Annotated in this window: 17 protein-coding genes; 12 read left to right on the plus strand and 5 right to left on the minus strand. The window is 36.6% G+C overall.

Going from position 1 to position 19057, the window contains the following annotated elements:
* Positions 1-138 precede the first annotated feature (138 nt).
* The 4 genes from ABJ974_RS06460 to ABJ974_RS06475 all read left to right on the plus strand — a co-directional run bounded on the left by ABJ974_RS06460 (position 139) and on the right by ABJ974_RS06475 (position 2198).
* Positions 139-693, plus strand: coding sequence for an RNA polymerase sigma factor (locus ABJ974_RS06460; protein WP_419870567.1), 555 nt, complete (start codon positions 139-141; stop codon positions 691-693).
* 12 nt (positions 694-705) lie between these two features.
* Positions 706-1053, plus strand: a complete 348-nt coding sequence (locus tag ABJ974_RS06465) for a hypothetical protein (RefSeq protein ID WP_419870568.1) — start codon at positions 706-708, stop codon at positions 1051-1053.
* Between the two features lie 79 nt (positions 1054-1132).
* Positions 1133-1390: a hypothetical protein gene (locus tag ABJ974_RS06470; RefSeq protein WP_419870569.1), complete on the plus strand. Its 258-nt coding sequence runs from the start codon at positions 1133-1135 to the stop codon at positions 1388-1390.
* Positions 1391-1550: 160 nt separating this feature from the next.
* Positions 1551-2198 carry a J domain-containing protein gene (locus ABJ974_RS06475; protein ID WP_419870570.1) on the plus strand — a complete coding sequence of 216 codons (648 nt, stop codon included), beginning with the start codon at positions 1551-1553 and terminating at the stop codon, positions 2196-2198.
* Positions 2199-2454: 256 nt separating this feature from the next.
* Here ABJ974_RS06475 and ABJ974_RS06480 read toward each other — a convergent pair whose 3' ends face one another.
* On the minus strand, positions 2455-3642 hold the full coding sequence (locus ABJ974_RS06480) for a DcaP family trimeric outer membrane transporter (protein ID WP_419870571.1): 1188 nt from the start codon (positions 3640-3642) through the stop codon (positions 2455-2457).
* Between the two features lie 348 nt (positions 3643-3990).
* On the opposite strand from ABJ974_RS06480, the gene gcvP reads away from it, so the two are divergent.
* Complete coding sequence (gcvP, locus tag ABJ974_RS06485) at positions 3991-6849, plus strand: aminomethyl-transferring glycine dehydrogenase (protein ID WP_419870572.1); 2859 nt, start codon at positions 3991-3993, stop codon at positions 6847-6849.
* Between the two features lie 49 nt (positions 6850-6898).
* Here gcvP and ABJ974_RS06490 read toward each other — a convergent pair whose 3' ends face one another.
* Positions 6899-7633: an AAA family ATPase gene (locus tag ABJ974_RS06490; RefSeq protein WP_419870573.1), complete on the minus strand. Its 735-nt coding sequence runs from the start codon at positions 7631-7633 to the stop codon at positions 6899-6901.
* A 751-nt stretch (positions 7634-8384) separates the two neighbouring features.
* Here ABJ974_RS06490 and ABJ974_RS06495 point away from each other — a divergent pair.
* The 5 genes from ABJ974_RS06495 (at position 8385) to ABJ974_RS06515 (ending at position 12355) form a co-directional block, all read left to right on the plus strand.
* On the plus strand, positions 8385-8720 hold the full coding sequence (locus ABJ974_RS06495; RefSeq protein WP_419870574.1) for a DMT family transporter: 336 nt from the start codon (positions 8385-8387) through the stop codon (positions 8718-8720).
* A gap of 99 nt (positions 8721-8819) precedes the next feature.
* Entirely contained in the window at positions 8820-10175 is a 1356-nt protein-coding gene (locus tag ABJ974_RS06500) for a deoxyguanosinetriphosphate triphosphohydrolase (protein WP_419870952.1), read from the plus strand.
* 64 nt (positions 10176-10239) lie between these two features.
* The gene (locus ABJ974_RS06505) at positions 10240-11184 is read left to right on the plus strand and encodes an SPFH domain-containing protein (RefSeq protein ID WP_419870575.1); all 945 of its coding nucleotides are present in this window, start codon (positions 10240-10242) and stop codon (positions 11182-11184) included.
* 192 nt (positions 11185-11376) lie between these two features.
* Positions 11377-11898, plus strand: coding sequence for a cytochrome b (locus ABJ974_RS06510; RefSeq protein WP_419870576.1), 522 nt, complete (start codon positions 11377-11379; stop codon positions 11896-11898).
* Positions 11876-12355, plus strand: coding sequence for a MarR family winged helix-turn-helix transcriptional regulator (locus tag ABJ974_RS06515; protein ID WP_419870577.1), 480 nt, complete (start codon positions 11876-11878; stop codon positions 12353-12355). The genes ABJ974_RS06510 and ABJ974_RS06515 overlap by 23 nt, the downstream gene beginning before the upstream one ends.
* Before the next feature lie 108 nt (positions 12356-12463).
* On the opposite strand, the gene ABJ974_RS06520 is transcribed toward ABJ974_RS06515, so the two are convergent.
* A complete protein-coding gene (locus ABJ974_RS06520) occupies positions 12464-12817 on the minus strand; it encodes a DUF4377 domain-containing protein (RefSeq protein ID WP_419870578.1) in 354 nt (117 codons plus the stop codon).
* A gap of 169 nt (positions 12818-12986) precedes the next feature.
* Between ABJ974_RS06520 and ABJ974_RS06525 the strand changes: the two genes are divergently transcribed.
* Entirely contained in the window at positions 12987-15005 is a 2019-nt protein-coding gene (locus ABJ974_RS06525) for a hypothetical protein (RefSeq protein ID WP_419870579.1), read from the plus strand.
* 36 nt (positions 15006-15041) lie between these two features.
* Here ABJ974_RS06525 and ABJ974_RS06530 read toward each other — a convergent pair whose 3' ends face one another.
* A complete protein-coding gene (locus ABJ974_RS06530) occupies positions 15042-15347 on the minus strand; it encodes an Mpo1-like protein (protein WP_419870580.1) in 306 nt (101 codons plus the stop codon).
* 130 nt (positions 15348-15477) lie between these two features.
* Between ABJ974_RS06530 and ABJ974_RS06535 the strand changes: the two genes are divergently transcribed.
* The gene (locus ABJ974_RS06535; protein WP_419870581.1) at positions 15478-17163 is read left to right on the plus strand and encodes a hypothetical protein; all 1686 of its coding nucleotides are present in this window, start codon (positions 15478-15480) and stop codon (positions 17161-17163) included.
* Between the two features lie 141 nt (positions 17164-17304).
* Here ABJ974_RS06535 and ABJ974_RS06540 read toward each other — a convergent pair whose 3' ends face one another.
* Entirely contained in the window at positions 17305-18972 is a 1668-nt protein-coding gene (locus ABJ974_RS06540; RefSeq protein WP_419870582.1) for an APC family permease, read from the minus strand.
* Positions 18973-19057: the final 85 nt, after the last annotated feature.

Raw genomic sequence — 19057 nt, forward strand, 5'->3', positions numbered from 1 at the left:
TCATAATTAACAGAAACGGAGAGTATTTTGCTTTCCGTTTTGTGTTTTAGGACCGGATAAATTTTTTTTTAAATAATATTAAAGTAAAATAAAAAGTATAATCGTCATAGTAGTATGGAGGTTGTCAAAAAAATAGCAATGCCACAAGAGGAGAAAGAAAATATCATTTCACAGACCGTTTCAAAATACGGAGGAAAACTGATGTCTTTTATTCGTCCCAAAGTGAAGAATACGGAAGATGCGGAAGATATTCTGCAGGAAGTATGGTATCAGTTCAGTAGTCTTACAAATCTTTCGGAGATCGTGAATATAGGAGGGTGGCTGTACAGGGTGACCTCCAACAAGATCACGGACAAATACCGGAAGAAGAAAACCGAAAATCTGGAAGATTTTGTTTATGAAGATGAAGATGGCGGTTTCTCCATTAAAGATATTTTATTGCTGGACGAAGGAGCCAGCCCCGAACTCAAAATATTTCAGGATGAGATCTGGAAAAAATTATTTGAAGCACTGAACGAACTTCCCGAAAAACAAAGGCTGGTGTACGAAGAAAATGAGCTGAACAGCAAAACACTTCAGGAAATAGCAGATGAACAGGGCGAAAATATAAAAACCATTATCAGCCGGAAAAATTATGCAGTGAAGCATCTGAGAAATAGATTAAGAGAATTATACGAAGATTTAAACAGTTAGAAAAAAGATATCATGAATACTAAACATAAAAAACGATGGGGCCTTTTAATACTATGCCCGCCTCTTATTTTCCTTGCCGTTACCTGGGTAGTAATGTGGCTTTGGAATACACTGCTTCCTGAAATTGTAGGAGTAAAAGAAATTAATTACTGGCAGGCTATGGGAATTCTTGTATTAAGTAAAATACTTTTTGGAGGTTTCCATGGTAGGTTCGGTAGAAACAACTGCGGGGGAGGCTTCAGAGAAAGAAGACAGATGATGGAAAAGATGGGGAATTTTTCTTCTGAAGAAAGAGAAAAGTTCAGAGAAATGTGGAAGCAGAAATGTTCGGGAAATTTTTTTCAGAAAAATAACGAATAGTTTTTAAAATCAGTAAAGTAAATTAAAAGCTGATTCGTCTATATAAAAAGAAGTAGTAAAATTTAAAAATTTAAAAAAAATGAAAAATTCAGCATTAAAAGGTGCCTTAGGAGCACTAGCCGTAGTAGGCGTTGCATTAATTGCTAAAAAAGCTGCCAAAAGAAAAAACTTTATAAAAGGTATTTTTAACGAATACGGAATTAAAGAAAAGTCTCCATTCGGACTTGCGGATAAAATCAGAGAAATGAATGATGAGCAATATCAGGAGCTTAAAGGAAAATTCAAAAAAGAGTTTCAGTCCGGATGTTGTACAAGACGTGAAAGGTTTGAAGCATAGTCTTATTAAAACTAAATTTGAAATTGTTTAACCGTTTCGGGAACTTAAGTTCCCGAAACGGTTTTTTTATACAGGAAATTCCCCTTTAAATAATCGCCTTTAATTTAATATTTCGGAAAATAAATCCTTATTTTTGTGGGGTTACTCAGAAATTCTATCAGTGAAGGATTACTATTACTTTCTCGGTATTTCTCAGGATGCTTCGGAAGAGGACATCAAAAAAGCTTATAGAAAGCTTTCCCTTAAATATCATCCTGATAAAAATGAAAATGATGATTTTTTTGCCGATCGATTCCGGGAAATTCAGGAAGCTTATGAAATGCTGAGCGATCCGTCCCGCAGAAAGACCTATGACCAGAATTTGGAGAGTCATCAGAGAAGTTTCCGGTATAATGTTCCTCCCAGTATAAAAAGCTTTACGGCTAATAAAATTCATGCTAAAAAAGGAGAAGAAATCATTATCAGCTGGCAGACACAAAATGCTGATGTGGTGAAAGTTCTTCCTTTCGGGCTGGAAAAAGCGTATGGAGAAAGGACTTTTAAAATTACGGAATTTAAAGAAGGCAAGTTTCAGGTTTTATTGCATGTAACCAATTCGTTGCTGCATAAAACGGTGGTTCAGGGAATAACGATTACGGAAGTATTTGAAAACAAAACCGAGAAGTTCAGAAATGATGCGGAAGAATTATTCAAATCCCAGCCCAAAACTCCTGCCAATCCGAAAGGGCAGCCTAAAATATTCAGATTACTTCTAGCTGTACTTTTTTTATTGTTGGCTTTATATTTTTTAATTAAAAGTTTTAACTAAGCCAGTTTTTTCCTTCCGGGACATTTTTTACATCTTTTCCCTTTCTTAAATTTTTTACAGCAAGACTTTTTCTCGCAGAATAATTCCTCGTTTTTAAAAGAATAAACAGGCGTTAAAGGCGGTACTTTAAATGGAACGATTGCATTCATGATGCAAATATATTAATTTAGAATAAATATAATTAAGAGAAAATCATAAATATTTCTAAATTTTAAAAATACCGCTTTGTTTCTATTTAACGCCTTGATTATCAGATTTAAAAATTAAGAGATGAGGAAAACTGAAGCCTGAAACCATGAGCACGCTGAAGATTAAATTTCTGGCTATTTCCATAATTACCTTCTATACCAAAGCGTAATCTTTTATAAGGCTGGAATACAATATTGAGACCCGCATTCTGAAAGCTTTTAAACATATTTCCCGGAATGAAAGACTTTTTTCCTACCTGGGAATAACTGTAAAAAGCGACTGAACTCCACTTTGGATTCCACCAATGCTCATAGATACCTAATATATTGAAAAGGCTTAAAGTTTCCAGTGCGTTATTGTTCTGAGGATTGGGAATGGCATCATACTTTTCCCCATCTAAAATAATATTGCCACTGGAATACCCTTTTCCATACGTAGATTGAAACCTTACATTATTGGAATCATCAAGATCATATTTACCGGAAACCAATGCCGTATATCCCATCATGGTACGGGTGCTATACGGATCCTGGGTAGTATTTCTCCTTTCATAGCTGATAGGCGCTACAACTCCGCCCAGTTTTATATAGCTGCTTTCGTTACCATAGCGGTATACCGCAGTGAAGGCTGGCAATAAAGATTTCTTTTTCCACTGTAAAGAATCGTTGGGTAGCGTAATACTTGTAGTATTGGGGTCTTCCAATGATAACGAAAGATTTTCGTGCTTGGAAAGGGGAGTAGAGTAACGTACCTGAATTCTTCTTGTAAATAACGTTCCGTTGGGTCCTACAAAATCAAACATATTGGGAAAAATGGATACATCGGTCACATTACTCCATGTTTGCCCGACAAGCCATTTTTTCCACTTGATGTAACCATGTCGGAAACGGGGAGCGGTAGTTCCGTTAGGCCCGTAAAAGTCTATTTCCACATAGGCGGAAAGACCATCTTCCGAGTTCGGATTTTTTACGCCTACTCCTACCTGGGATTGTTTGATACTGAAGTTGCTGCTTATGGAATTAGCCTGCGGAAACCCTATAGAAGGAGCAGCGAATCCGTCTTTGGAACTCATATCCTGGAAATCCACCATGACATCGGTCTGGATAAAACCTTTCAGGTATACGGACCAGTCTTTGGAAGGGTCTTCATTTTCTCCTGATTTGGATTTGATAATAGTGGTCTGGGAATATAAAGAAGTGGTGGATATAAATAATGCCACCAGGGAGGTAAGATACCTCTGGTCATTTTTTTTCATTAAGTTGTGTTTTTTTGAGGGTAGACTGCTATTACTTCATAATATGTCTTTTTATTATTTAATTATTTATGTTTTTTTGTTTTGCTGTAAATCCTTTTAGGATTTGCAACAGAATTTACAAAGTTATTTTTTTGAAGAATATAAATGAGAAGTAGTTATTTATATGATCTATAATGATGAATTGGATATTCGATTATTTTAGTTCTGATTTTTAATGGTAAATATTAAATTATCAGCTCACAGGTAAAATTATTCTCTATAAAAGGGTGCGTATTGTCATCTTGTGCATTCCTCTAAAAAATTGTATTTTTACCCATCTTTTTTTACAAACAAAATCTAATAAAAAAAATGAATACAGAACAGTTTGTGAATCGTCACATTTCCCTTAATGAAGCTGATAAAAAGGCGATGTTGGATAAAATTGGCGTTTCAAATATTGAAGAGTTGATTTCTCAGACTATCCCGGCTTCTATCCGTTTAGAAAAGGATCTTGAAATATCAGAACCCCTTTCGGAATACGAAATGATTCGCCATTCCAAAGATCTGGCGATCAAAAATGCCGATTTTATGAACTATATCGGTTTTGGATATCATAATACGATCTTACCGGCAGCAATTAAGAGAAATATTTTTGAAAATCCCAGCTGGTATACTGCTTATACACCTTATCAGGCGGAAATTGCACAGGGAAGGCTGGAAGCTCTGCTTAACTTCCAGACTGTTGTATGTGATCTTACAGGTTTTGGGTTGGCGAATGCTTCATTACTGGATGAATCTACGGCAGCAGCAGAAGCTATGCATATGTTCTTAAATAACAGGACGAAAGATCAGAAAAAAGGAAATGCCAATAAGTTTTTTGTTTCGGAATTGGTTTTACCGCAGACTGTGTCTGTATTGAAAACAAAAGCAGAAGGTTTAGAAATAGAAATCGTAGTGGGAGACCATGAGAATCATCAGTTTGATGACACTTACTTTGGTGTATTATTGCAATACCCGGGAAAAAATGGTATCGTTCTGGACTATACTCCTAATATCGCTGAATATAAAAAGCAGGATTTACAGGTAGTTGTTGCCTGCGATCCTATGGCTTTGGTAAAGCTGAAATCACCTGCTGAAATGGGAGCGGACTGTGCAGTGGGAACTACACAGAGATTCGGTATTCCAATGGGGTACGGAGGTCCTCATGCGGCTTTCTTTGCTTGTAAAGAAGATTATAAAAGAGATATTCCGGGAAGGATTATTGGAGTTTCCCAGGATATGTACGGAAAAAGAGCATTAAGAATGGCTCTTCAGACAAGAGAACAGCATATTAAAAGAGAAAAAGCGACTTCCAATATCTGTACGGCTCAGGTTCTTTTAGCAGTAATGGCAGGAATGTATGCCGTATACCACGGACCAAAAGGACTGAACTATATTGCGGATCAAATTCACTATAAAGCCAATGCATTGAAAAACGGACTTCAGGTTTTAGGATTCGATGTAGTGGAAGAGCCTATCTTTGATACGGTTAAAATCAGACTTTCAGAAGAAGAGAAAGCCAGATTGATGAGAATGATGAGAGATCATAAAATTAATCTGAACTACTTCACGGAAGGAGTGGTCAGCATCTCGGTCAATGAAAGTACAACCATTGAAAAACTGAATGTATTGATCAATTCATTCGGATATTTCATCGATAAACAGGCATTCAGACTTGAATTGAAAGAAGAGTACAGCATTCCTGATGAACTCTTGAGAAAAGACGAAATCCTTACGGAAGAAGTATTTAATAAATATCATACCGAGACAGAATTGATGCGTTATATCAAACGTCTCGAAAGAAAAGACTTATCATTGACACACTCTATGATCTCTTTAGGATCATGTACCATGAAACTGAATGCAGCCACTCAGATGTTGCCTTTATCATGGGGTGAATGGGGAAGTGTTCACCCGTTTGTACCGGTAGATCAGGCAGCCGGATATCAGCAAATGATCAGAGAGCTGGAGAAAGACCTTTCTGAAATCACAGGATTTGCAGGAACTTCCTTACAGCCTAATTCAGGGGCGCAGGGTGAATATGCAGGTTTGATGGTAATCAGAGAGTATCATAAATCCAGAGGGGAAAGCCACAGAAATGTAGTATTGATCCCTCAGTCTGCACACGGAACAAACCCGGCTTCAGCAGCAATGGCAGGAATGAAGATCGTTGTTGTTAAAAATCTTGAAAACGGAGAAATTGATTTTGAAGATTTAAAAGCGAAAGCAGAAGCTAATTCAGCTAATCTTTCTGCAGTGATGATCACTTATCCTTCCACTTATGGATTCTTTGATGCCAACATTAAAGAAATTACCAAACTCATCCACGAGCACGGAGGACAGGTATATATGGATGGTGCCAATATGAACGCTCAGGTGGGCTTTACAAGTCCGGGAAATATCGGGGCAGACGTTTGTCACTTAAACTTACATAAAACCTTTGCTATTCCTCACGGAGGAGGAGGTCCAGGTGTAGGCCCTATTTGTGTGGCGAAGCACCTCGTTCCATTCTTACCGACCAATGCGAATATTAAAATAGGAACTAAAGAAGCTATTGAAGGAATTTCAGCAGCTCCTTACGGTTCAGGATTGATTCTTAATATTTCGTACGCATATATTAAAATGCTGGGAACTTCAGGATTGAAAAAATCTACGGAACATGCTATCTTAAATGCAAACTACCTGAAAGAGCTGTTAGCGGAACATTTCCCAATCCTATATTCTAACGGAAGCGGAAGAGTAGCTCACGAATGTATCGTGGATTTCCGTCAGTTCAAATCCTTAGGAATTGAAGTGGCTGATGTAGCGAAAAGATTAATGGACTATGGTTTCCATGCTCCTACCGTATCTTTCCCGGTTGCAGGTACATTAATGATTGAGCCGACAGAATCTGAAAGTAAAGCAGAAATCGACCGTTTTGCAGAAGCCTTGATCGCTATTAAACAGGAGATTGAAGAAATTGCCAACGGAGAAGCGGATAAAGAAAATAATGTATTGAAAAATGCACCTCATACTGAGCAGGTAGTCATCTCAGATTCCTGGGATAAACCTTACAGCAGGGAAAAAGCAGCCTATCCATTGGACTGGGTAAGAGATCATAAATTCTTTGCTTCGGTTTCAAGAGTAGATGAAGCTTACGGAGACAGAAATCTGGTTTGTACCTGTGAGCCTATTGAAGCTTATATGTAACAGAACCGACTATCAATAATAAAAAACCTCTCAATTTTGAGAGGTTTTTTTATAAATTATTTTCTGTGGACACCGACGCCCGTTTATTTTCCAATTGATTAATCAGTTGGGATTTAATGAGGGTATAAGCATGGTCTTTGGCCTCTGCAAAAGATATACTATATTTTCGTTTGATATTTCTCAGTTCTCCGGGAAACTTCTCTAATAAGCTGTCATAGAATTGATCCAGCGTGTCCGAATCCGGCATTTCATAATTGATCCTCAGTTGAAAACGTCTCAATAAAGCCGTATCGATGATCTCAGGATGATTGGTAGCACACAGCAATAAAGCATTTTCCGGATAATAATCAATAAGCTGGATGAGAGTGTTGACAAGTCTTCGCATTTCCCCTACATCCTTATCGTCACTTCCCCTTGCTTTTCCTATCTGATCCAGTTCATCCAGAAATAAAACAGCTTTATCCCGAGCAGCTTTTTCAAAGATCATTTTAATATTCTGGGAAGTTTCCCCGATGCGGGAAGAAACGATATTACTTAAATTTAATATCAGGATATTTTTCCCCAGGGCATTAGCAATCGCTTTTGCAGTCATGGTTTTTCCACAGCCGGAGCTTCCCTGAAGGAGAACTTTGTTGTTGATGGGAAGGCCGTACTCCTGAAGTTCCTTAATGAAAGTGTGTTCTTTGATCAGCTGGATAAACTGATCTCTGTTGGATTTTCCCAGGAATACATCCTGTAAGCTTACGGCTTCCTTGTCCTGAATGATGAGATTATAAAGATTCATTTTTAAATATTAGAATAAGGCGGAATAATGAGCTCCCCGGTTAATTGCAGTACAAAGATAAGGTTTCGTGTAGAGATAAAAAGAAAGCTGAACATAAGTCCAGCCTAAAATATAAATAATCAAAATTTGTTACGATGATCAATGGGCTATGTTTCCGGCTCTTTTACTCGCGGGAGTAAAAGAGCAGTGATCCGTATTCAGATCCTAAACATATACAATATAAAAAATTAAATATAATATTCTATGAGATCATAGATTAATAACTAATTTCCCTCTCTCTTAACAGTAAGGAAATAAGAAACTAATACGATTAAACATGTTGCAATACCGATGTAAGTTACCATTTTATTATTTTTAATTTATAAGGATTTTTTTATCAATTTTTCAATTGCAATATTACTCATTTCAAATAACATGCCAAACGAAATAATGATGATGTTTATCAGTACTTTATGTTGAATTTTAATGGGTTTTTTAAAGAAAATTGTTTACATAAATTTAATATAATATTGAAAATTAATGTGTATTTTTATTGTTTTATATGTAATGGTTGAAAGACCCTTAAAGCTTGTATGTTTTATAATGTAAAGTTGATAATATCAAAAAAAATGAATCATGGCTATCATATGATTTGTTCTTAAGATGCTAACGGTTAAAAATTGAAAGGCAAAGAGAGGAATTATAAAAATATAATTATATGAAATAGCCTGTAAGTGATTTTTACTACTTTTGTAAGCAGTCAAGTTTATCTATGAATCGCAGTTATATTTATCTCATTCTTGCTATTCTTTTTGAAATAGTTGCCACAACCTACCTGAAGAAATCTGAAGAATTTTCCAAGTTTTTACCCTCTGTTATTACTGTCGCAGGTTATGCAGCTGCCTTCTATTTTTTAAGCCTGACCCTTAAGCAGATCCCGATCGGGATAACGTATGCAATATGGTCAGGAGTGGGGATCATATGCATTACTATTATCGGGGCGCTTACTTTTAAGCAGACTCCGGATTTTCCCGCTGTTATCGGGATTATATTCATTATCATCGGAGTATTGATTATTAATCTCTTTTCAAAAATGGGAACCCATTAAACCTTGAAGGTCTGCATGAGGAAAGACGAGGTATTTTATTGTTACAAACTTTCAATATTATTCCGATAAAAATAAAATTTGAACTAATTTTGGAAAATGATGAATTTAAACGAGATTTTCACCAATCAGCGTACGGGAAATAATCCCAGAACACTAGCATCCAGAACGGATTTTCAAAGGGACTATGACCGGATTATTTTTTCTTCCGCATTCAGAAGATTACAAAATAAAACCCAGGTTTTTCCATTACCGGGAAGTGTATTTGTCCACAACCGGCTTACCCATTCCCTTGAAGTTTCTTCCGTAGGAAGGAGCCTGGGAAGTATCATTGGTGAATTTATATATGAAAACTTTCAAAATGACCTTACCGATACTTCTAAAAGCTTTTATCTCCATAACTTAGGGAATGTAATAGCAGCTGCATGTTTATGCCATGATGTGGGAAATCCGGCGTTTGGGCATTCGGGAGAAGATGCCATTGCCAGTTATTTTGAAAAAAATGAAAATGATCTGAAACTTAAATTTTCAGAAAAAGAATGGGCTGATCTTGTTAATTTTGAAGGAAATGCCAATGCGATAAGAGTTTTGGCTCACCAGCAGCAGGGAAAAGATGAAGGCGGCGTACAGCTTACCTTTGCCACTTTGGCCAGTATTGCAAAATATCCCTGTGAAGCGATCGCGAAGGAAAAAGGAATTATCCATAGAAAGAAGTTCGGTTTCTTTCAGAATGAAAAAGATATATTTTTAGAGATTGCCAAAGGAGTTCAGATGATTCCGGAAAATGAAGAACCCTATATCTTTAAAAGACATCCCTTTGTATGGCTGGTGGAAGCGGCAGATGATATCTGTTATAATATTATCGATATGGAAGATGCCCACCGTTTAGGAATTGTTTCCACAGCTGATTGTAAGAACTTGTTTTTTGAACTCGTAAAATCTGAAACCAACGACGTGGAAAGGGTAAAACGAAAACTTGACTCCATTTCCAATGAAAATGAAAAGATCTCTTATCTGCGGGCAAAAGTGATCAATGCTTTAATCAACAAATCCATTCAGATTTATAAAGATAACTTTAATAAAATCCTGGAAGGTAATCTGGATAAAGCCCTGTTGGATATTTATAAATCAGAAAACAGGACATTGCAGGACATTGAGTCTTTTTCGATTGAGAAAATTTACAATCATAAAGCCGTGGTGGAAATTGAGAATGCAGGCTATAATGTAATGTATGAACTGTTGGATCATTTTATTCCATCTATCTTAAAGCCGAAAGAAACAAGGAAATCGTATGATAAAATGGCTTTGAAATTACTTCCGAAACAGTTTATGTATGAAGAAGGAACCGATTACCAGAAAGTTCTTGGGATCATAGATTTTGTTTCCGGGATGACGGATAATTATGCAACCGACCTTTACAGGAAAATAAAAGGAATCGATATAGGAATGACGGTTTAAGGTTTTGATGGAATAAAGTATTATCTTTATCAAATTATAAAGCTAAACCTTAAAAATTGAACTTATGACTTTCTTAATCCCTCTTATAGTCTTTCTTGGAGTGCTCTTTCTTTTCGCTTCGTTCTTTGTAGTGAAGCAGGAAACCGCAGCTATTATAGAGCGTTTCGGTAAATTCCAGGGTGTAAAACATTCCGGTCTTCATCTGAAGCTGCCTGTGATTGATCAGATTGCAAAAAGACTCAATCTCAGAATTCAGCAGCTGGACGTTATGATCGACACAAAAACACTGGACAATGTTTTCATTAAAATGAAAATTTCCGTTCAGTATCAGGTGATCCGTAGTCAGGTTGGAGATGCTTATTACCGTTTGGAAAATCCCGAAAATCAGATTACTTCTTTTGTTTTCGATGTGGTCCGTGCGGAAGTTCCCAAGCTGAAGCTGGATGATGTTTTTGTAAGAAAAGATGATATTGCAGTAGCCGTGAAAGGTGAGCTTCAGGATGCGATGAACAGCTATGGGTATGATATTATCAAGGCACTCGTAACGGATATCGATCCGGATGAGCAGGTAAAACACGCCATGAACAGAATTAATGCAGCAGAAAGGGAGAAAACAGCAGCCGAATATGAATCGGAAGCCCAAAGAATACGAATTGTAGCGGTGGCAAAAGCTGAAGCTGAGTCTAAAAAATTACAGGGGCAGGGGATTGCAGACCAGAGAAGGGAAATTGCCAAAGGTCTGGAAGAATCGGTAAGAATGCTCAGCAATGTGGAAATCAATTCTATTGAAGCCTCTTCACTGATCGTTGTAACCCAGCATTATGATACCCTGCAGGCTATCGGGGCCAGCAACAGGAGTAACCTTGTGCTGCTGCCTAACAGTCCTACGGCGGCGAGCAGTATGCTGAATGATCTGGTCGTAGCTATGACCACTGCGAATACGGTGAATGAAACCACTCAGGGAAAATATATTCCACCCACAAAAGATAAATACAATCAAGAAAAATAAATATAAGCTTCCCAATTGGGAAGCTTTTTTTATGTACTTAAGAAAGAGGTACTTATTTTCCCGTTCAAATTAAAACTCTTTTGCTATCATCCAGAAAGCCTGACAAATATCAAGTAGGAGTAATTAAAATAATTATATATTTGCACTATCAAATATTGATATATCAAACATTGAAGCATAAAATATTAAGACATGAAAAATACCGACAACAATTTATCCGTGAAGTATCGTAAAGAAACCATAATCATTCATTGGGTTTCGGCGGTTTTATTAATTACTCTCTTTATTCTGGGGAAATACATGGAGGGACTGCCATCGACGGAAAAATTAGGACTTTTAAAAGTTCATATAATATTGGGAACACTGGTTTTTACACTTACCATTATAAGAGGGATCTTTTTATTTATCCATCGTACTCCCAAATTAGATACCGGTTACCGATGGAATAATCTTCTGATTACATTAATTCATTATGGGTTTTATGTGGTAATTCTGGGCATTAGCGTTACAGGTATCATGCTCTCCTATAAAGGAGGTTTTTTAGAGGCTGTTTTCCAAAATGACTCAGGATTTATTACCCATAAGAGTGGAGGAATGCTTAAAGCTCATGCCGTATTATCAGGTTTTATGATATTATTATTAATTTTACATATTCTAGGCATTATTAAACATATAATTTTAACTAAAGAAAATGCATTCAAAAGAATTATTTAAAATATTTGAATCTGACCGGGATAATTCTCTTCTTTACCAGATCAATTTCACCGAGAATCTTTTAAGAACGATTATGAAGAGAAGGTTTGTGAATGCCAAATTGAATATTACCCCTGAGCAATTAATGATCCTAAGCTACCTGGATGATCAGAATAAAGGAGTGATAATGCAGGAAATATCTGATATTCTGCATCGTGATAATTCCGCTATTACCCGGGCCATAGATACACTTCTGGAAAAGAAATATGTAGAAAAGTCCTCTATTGAAGGGGATCGTCGTAAGAAAATGATTTTCCTTACCGAAGAAGGTAAAAATGTTTACCTGAAAGCAAAAGCTATAGCTGCTGTTCATGTTCAGGAAGCGTTGGAAGGTCTCTCCAAAAAGAATATCAGCGAAATGTTCGTTTATTTAAATATCATTCAGGAAAATATGATAAAACTGAAAGAAGAATTATAATTATTATATCATTCAACTATTCTCCATAATATCAGATTTGATATTTTTCCCCGCTGTTAAGGCGGGGATTTTATTATACAAAAAACTCCCGCAAATCCGGGAGCATCTTTATTTTTTGGTTTTGGAAACCTCTTTTATCAAAGTATATTTTATAGAAGAAGCATCTGCCGGTACATTAGCAACTTTTTCTGTTTTTACCTTTAAAACATATTCATATCCCGGTTCATACGTAAATCCGTCGATATTACTGTAGAAATTGGTCCATTCTTCAGAAGATTTCTCTTTTACCTGAAGACATTTCATAGGAGCTACTCCCGTACAGTCCACCGTTTGCGGTCCCACGATGAATGTTTTTTCATCAGCATTTCCTTTACTTGCATTAGCCGAAGTAGTACATTGCGTGAATGCAGCAAAAGCTAAGACAGGAAAAGTTCCTTTTAAAAGATTTGTAATAAGTTTCATATTTCGATTTTAATACTTCCAGACAATTACTGTGCCGAATTGTTTTGACATGATAATTATCCACTCCCTTGTTTTTTATTTTTTAATTAGTTAATTTGTACTGCTTATTTTTGATAAAAATTAATGATAAAGGCATTATTGAGTAAAATTGTAACAATAAAATACAAATATGGATAACCAAATTCAAGTTGAGAATTATAGGATTAGGAAGCCTGAAATGTGGGTGGAAAGCGTTGACGATCAACAGCTAATAGAGAAGATTAAAGAGTCAGATTTTTCCCGTAAACAAATAGATGAAGGAAGAGATTATTGTTATTTTCTGGATAAAATATATTACACCAGCAATGAGGAAAGCAATGAATATGTGTGTATGGCCTATACTCTCAATGAGCCTTCCAATTTGGAAAGGGCTTCTGTGATGGATATTGTGGTGGAAGAAAATGAAGTATATAATATTCACCGGATAAGTGTTCTGCGGGAAGGTGTACTGATCGATAAGATTCCGGATATCAATATTAAAGTTTTGGACAGTGAAAATCAGAGCAGCGGAGGAATATTAAGCAGTAATAAAAAAATTAATATTACCATTAAAGATTTAAGGCTTTACGATGTTTTGATTCTTGAAGATTCCAGAATGAAGGTTTTTACGGAACGTGATTTTTTAAGAAAAGAATATTCCAAATATATTTGGGTAAGTCCGGATAACTATTGGGCTTACGGTAACTATAAATTCACTTTTGTGAACGACCGCAATGATCCGGTAGCCTATAAGAAGATATTCTTTCGGGATGAGCAGGGAAATGTCCTGGAACCGGAAATAAACCGCTTAAATAAAGGAGAAAGATTTACCTTCGAAAAAGAAAACTATATCAATCCGGTGGATGCCAGCCGTGAAATATTTCCTTTCATAGATTTTGCCACGGAAAGCAACTGGAAAGATCTTTCCAATTATATAGCTCCTATTTATGAAGAAATCTATAATGCTTCTTCATTAAAAGAATTTGCCCCGGCACTTACCGAAAAGCTGGACGCTATTTCCGACCTTGATGATAAGCTGCAATTTGCTATTGAATATGTTCAGAATAATATCTATTATATTTTCAATGCTGATGAAATGAACGGGCATAAGCCGCAGGAACCTTCCGTAACTTATGAAAATAAACAGGGAGATTGTAAGGCAAAGTCCGTATTGCTTAAAGTGATTCTCGATTATATCGGGGTGGATGCATCTATTGTACTGGTGAATTTCAGAGCCGATTATTATATCAGGTATTATCTGCCTTCATTGTTGTGCTTTAACCATGTGATCGTAAAGATTAATTATAAAGGAGAAACCTATTTTGTAGATGCCACCATCCGGGATGAATTCGGACTCATAGAAAACCGTGGATTTATATACTTCATGCATTATCTTGAAGTGAAACCTGATCAGGAATTGCAGGAGAGATCCGCGTATAGATTCCCTTACTTTTGCATCAATGAGAAAGCGGAATTTAGTGCTGAAAAAAATGTAGGAAAATTTAAGCTTGAAACGGTATATAAAGGAAACCGGGCCAACAGCATGAGAAGGTACTTTAAAAATACGAATAAAAGAGAAATCGTTGACAGCTGGAATAATTTCCTGTTTTACAGTTTAAATTACAATAACGACAGAAACGGAACAGATCTCAGAAATATCTTTAAAGATGCAAATATTGAGATTATTCATGATGATAAAAGGCTGAATGAAGTCACTATCCAGTATACGGCGACTATCGATAATCCTTATTATACGGACTCCCAAAAAAATCGTTTTCTGATGTATTTTGACAGAAATGTTGTAAAAGCGGGTGCAAGGGATTTCATGCATAAAGATATACCGTTCTGGCATAATTATGATAATGAAAAATATGAGATCAGCCTGTTTACCGATGAAAAAATAGATACTGAAGAAAAATATACGGTTCAGGAAAGTACGATTAATAATCCTTATTTTGATTATACAAGCCGTAAGAAAGTAGCTAAAAACGGGGCCACGGTTTATATAGAATTTAAGCCCCTGGTCAATACAGAAATTCCTCAGAATGAATTTGAAAATTTCAGAACCGACCATCATAAAGTTGCAGACAGTAATTTCGGTTTGGGAATAGATATTATAGAGCCGGGACTGATGAACCGGTTAAAATACAGATTTAAAAAGATATTTTAAAAAATGAGAGGCTTTTAACGAAGCCTCTTTGTTATTTTAGAATTTCTGTTTTCCTATGAGAAGTTCAAAGAATAATTTGAAATCTGAAATAAGGGACCACAAAGGATATTTAAAAGTAGCAGGCCTATTCTTTTCAATAAAAGCATGGCTTATCCATGCGAATCCATATCCCAGGATTGGTATGTACCATAGAAACCTTTCTTTTCCTGAACTTATGACATAGCCTATAACAACAAAAATGAGCAGGGTTCCCGTGAAGTGAAAAATGCGGGTTCCGGTCTTACGGTGCTCCTCCAAATAGAACTGGTAAAATTCTCTATACGTTTTAATTCTTTCTGACATAGTTTTAGTTTTTAGTTATATTTCAAATGTATGATTTTTTGCATAACTTTTCTAATGTTTTTCATAGTTTCAAAATAGGATAAAGGCTTTATTATCCGTAAATTTGGGTGTAATTAAAACTCACTATAACATGAAAAAAATCTATTTGTTGCTGGTCTCAGCTGCATTATCAATCACATCATGTACTACCTCTGATCTTAATGACGGAATCAGCCCAAGAGAGACCTCTCCCACGGAGCTGATCAATAAGTCCGGACGTTCCGGCGGAGTAAGCTACAGCCTTAAGAATGTTGAAGTAAATCCTAATCTGGTTAAGATTTCTTCTGAGAACGTTACCTTTATCAGCTCTGATAATGAAATGAAAAACGGAAAGTTCAGCTTTCAGACCGGATCATCCGAAGTTATCGAGAAGCTGATCGTGGGAAATGTAATCTTTGTAAAATCACAGGACCAAACGTACTTAAGAACTATTACGAATGTAACCCAAAGTAATACTACATTTACCTTAGATACTTCTGATGCCTATATTGGAGATCTGTTCAGTGGGGGATCTTTGGAGCTGTCCGTAGATACTCAGGCTGCGGAGCAGACGTTGGCTGCAAAAAATAATCCTTTACTGACGGCAAAAGATTATAACAGCAGCTTTACATACGATATTTTTACTCATATTCCGGATTATACGGCAGGAGGACTGACCTTAAGTCCTAATACATCCGTTACTTCTACGCTGCATGTAAATATGGGATTCGGAAGTTCCAAAATTTTGCCTAATAAGCTGGAAGTTTATTATCAGATCAACTCGGCCATTAATCCTTTTATAGCATTTTCAGGAGCGGTTAATAAAAAATACAACTACGATCTTATTAATAATGTGCCGACTGATATTATGGATTTATTAAAATCCGTGGAGGTGGAGGTTAATATTCCCACAGGAGATTTCTTAGGGGATATTCCGGCTACGATAAGTATTGATCAGGTTAATTTCCCTATGGACATTGAAGCAAACGTTTCCAAAGCTTCTAAGCTGGCATTCAATGCAAACGGAACATTTAAAGTAGGTTTCGCTTATTATAACAATGTTGCCGGACAAACCAACCATTTTATCTATGAAAATACAATGACGAATGCAGGTGTTGCAGAAGCAGATCTTGCGGGAGAGGTAGCCACCGATATGGCCGTGGTAATTAAACCTAAAGTTTCTCTATTGGATACGGACCTTATCAGTGTAAATTCAAATATTACTTTTGGAATCAATACCTATTCCAATGGAAATGCGGGGACTTCCCAGGCAGCCGGCTTCTCATCCAAAGGAGATTTTTATTCTTCTGCCAGTTTCTCTTTCTCTTCTTTAGGAATTACGCTGTATAAAACAGATTTATTTAAAGAGAATAAAGAGCTTTGGAGTGTAGGAAGCTTCAATACTGCCATGACCTTATCTAATGTAAGGGCTACTAAAACTTCCATACTTCCCTGCAGTGGACTGAATTCTTATAATTATGGAATTACTTTGGATTACAAATATCCTATTTTAGGGAAAGTAATGTCCGGTGACCTGGAAGTGACTTATGATGTATATGCAGATAACGGAACTTTATTACAAAGTCAGAAAACGGTAACGGTAACCCCTTCCAACATTACCGCAAAAAGCTTTACTTTCAATCTGTGTGTACCTTTCAGACAGGCGAGTATTCTGAGTATTGCGAAGACCACTTATCTGAAAAATATCACGGTTAAAGATGCCAACGGATATGTGGCGACAGGAATTGTTGATCCTGCAACTAACAATCCTTATCAGCAAATTACTTTAACAAGATAAGAATTGATAATATACTAGTAAAAGAGGCTGTCATTGGACAGCTTCTTTTTTTTGCCCATTAAATTACTTCATCTTTCATCATAATAAAGCGACTGCCTTTCAAAGGCAGTCGCTTTTATACATTAAGTGTTAACTTTATTTTTAGCTTCTCAATTTACTGTGCTTATATCCGTAGCAGAAGTAAATCACTAATCCTATGGCAAACCACAATCCAAACCAGAACCAGTTTTCATGGCTCATTCCTGTAAGAAGGTATAAGCATGAGCTCAAACCTATTAATGGAATTAACGAAAGGTTTTTAATAAAGGCGACAACACATAGAATAAGATTGATGATGATAAAGAAGAAGATGGAGGCACGGAATTCTCCTTCCTTAGGATCCGCCCAATCTGCCAGTTCATGGAAAAATTCAGGTTGCCAAAGATAAAAACCAATCAATCCTCCGATAAAGATAACCGGAAAAATAATCTTGGAATTGATATAAGGCAAATGGAATCTCCCTTTTACTTTTTCTTTGGCAGGAAGCATTAATACTCCGGCACAAACCAGAACAAATGCGAAAATAGTCCCGATACTTGTGAAATCCAGGATAAAAGATTTATCGGTAAAAATAATAGGAACACCCACTACAATTCCTGTAATAATGGTTGCATAGGAAGGTGTTTTATATTTTGGATGTACTTTCTGAAACCTTTGCGGCATTAGACCGTCACGGCTCATTGCGTACCATATTCTCGGCTGTCCCATCTGGAAAACCAAAAGTACGGTAGTGATTGCCACAATAGCGACGAAAGAAACGACAAGTTCCATCCATGCTACGTTGGCATTTGATTTTTCAAAGATAAAAGAAAGAGGATCTCCCACCCCGTCAAACTTCCGGTAATCTACCATTCCGGTCAGTACAAGTGTTAGAGCAATATAGATCACCGTACAAAGTACCAGGGAGATAATCATTCCTTTCGGTAGGGTTTTTTGAGGGTTTTTGGTCTCTTCGGAAAGAACGCTTAGAGCATCAAAACCGATATAAGCGAAGAAAACTCCAGAGACGGCACTCATAACTCCTGTAAATCCGTTAGGCATAAATGATTCCACTCCGTTTTCGGGATTCACCGGAGTCCAGTTGTCAGTATTGATATAAGCAAAACCTACTAAAATTACAAGAATGATAACAGCCAGCTTTAAAATAACCAAAGAGTTGTTAAAGTTTTTACTTTCTTTTACTCCTACATAGCAAAGCCATGTGATCAGGCCGTTAATAACCAAAGCGGGAACATCTACGATGAATTTAAGATTTCCTATTAATGGAGCTGTTTTCCATGCGTTGATGAGGTCTTTATTTTCGGAGCCGTTGAGTATGGCTTTCTTGGCTTCGGTGTAGCTGCAGGTTAAATAGTCGGGGATATGCATTCCCAAACGTCCCAGAAAGCTGGTGAAATAATCGGACCATGAAAAGGCGACATAGATATTTCCGAATGAGTATTCCATGATCAGGGCCCAGCCTATAATCCAGGCAATTAATTCCCCGAAGCTGGCATACGCATAGGTGTAAGCAGATCCGGCTGTCGGAATTCTGCTGGCAAATTCCGCATAGCAAAGAGCTGTGAAACCACAGGCAAAACCACATATTAAATATAAAAGAATAACACCGGGACCACCTCTGAAAATAGCCTCTCCCAGGCTGCTAAAACTTCCGGCTCCAATGATGGCCGCAATACCAAAAAATACGATGTCCCAAACTCCAAGTACTCGCAAGAGATTCGTAGACGTATCTTTATCTGAGTATTGTTTTCTTCTGAAAAGTTGATTCATTTCAGTGTTTTAAAATTTTAATTGAAAAAAACAAAAGTAATGATTATTACAAAAGTATGTTAAAAAATAGCTAAAATTTCTCTTT

Source organism: Chryseobacterium sp. CT-SW4, from assembly GCF_048572715.1.
Lineage (GTDB): Bacteria > Bacteroidota > Bacteroidia > Flavobacteriales > Weeksellaceae > Chryseobacterium.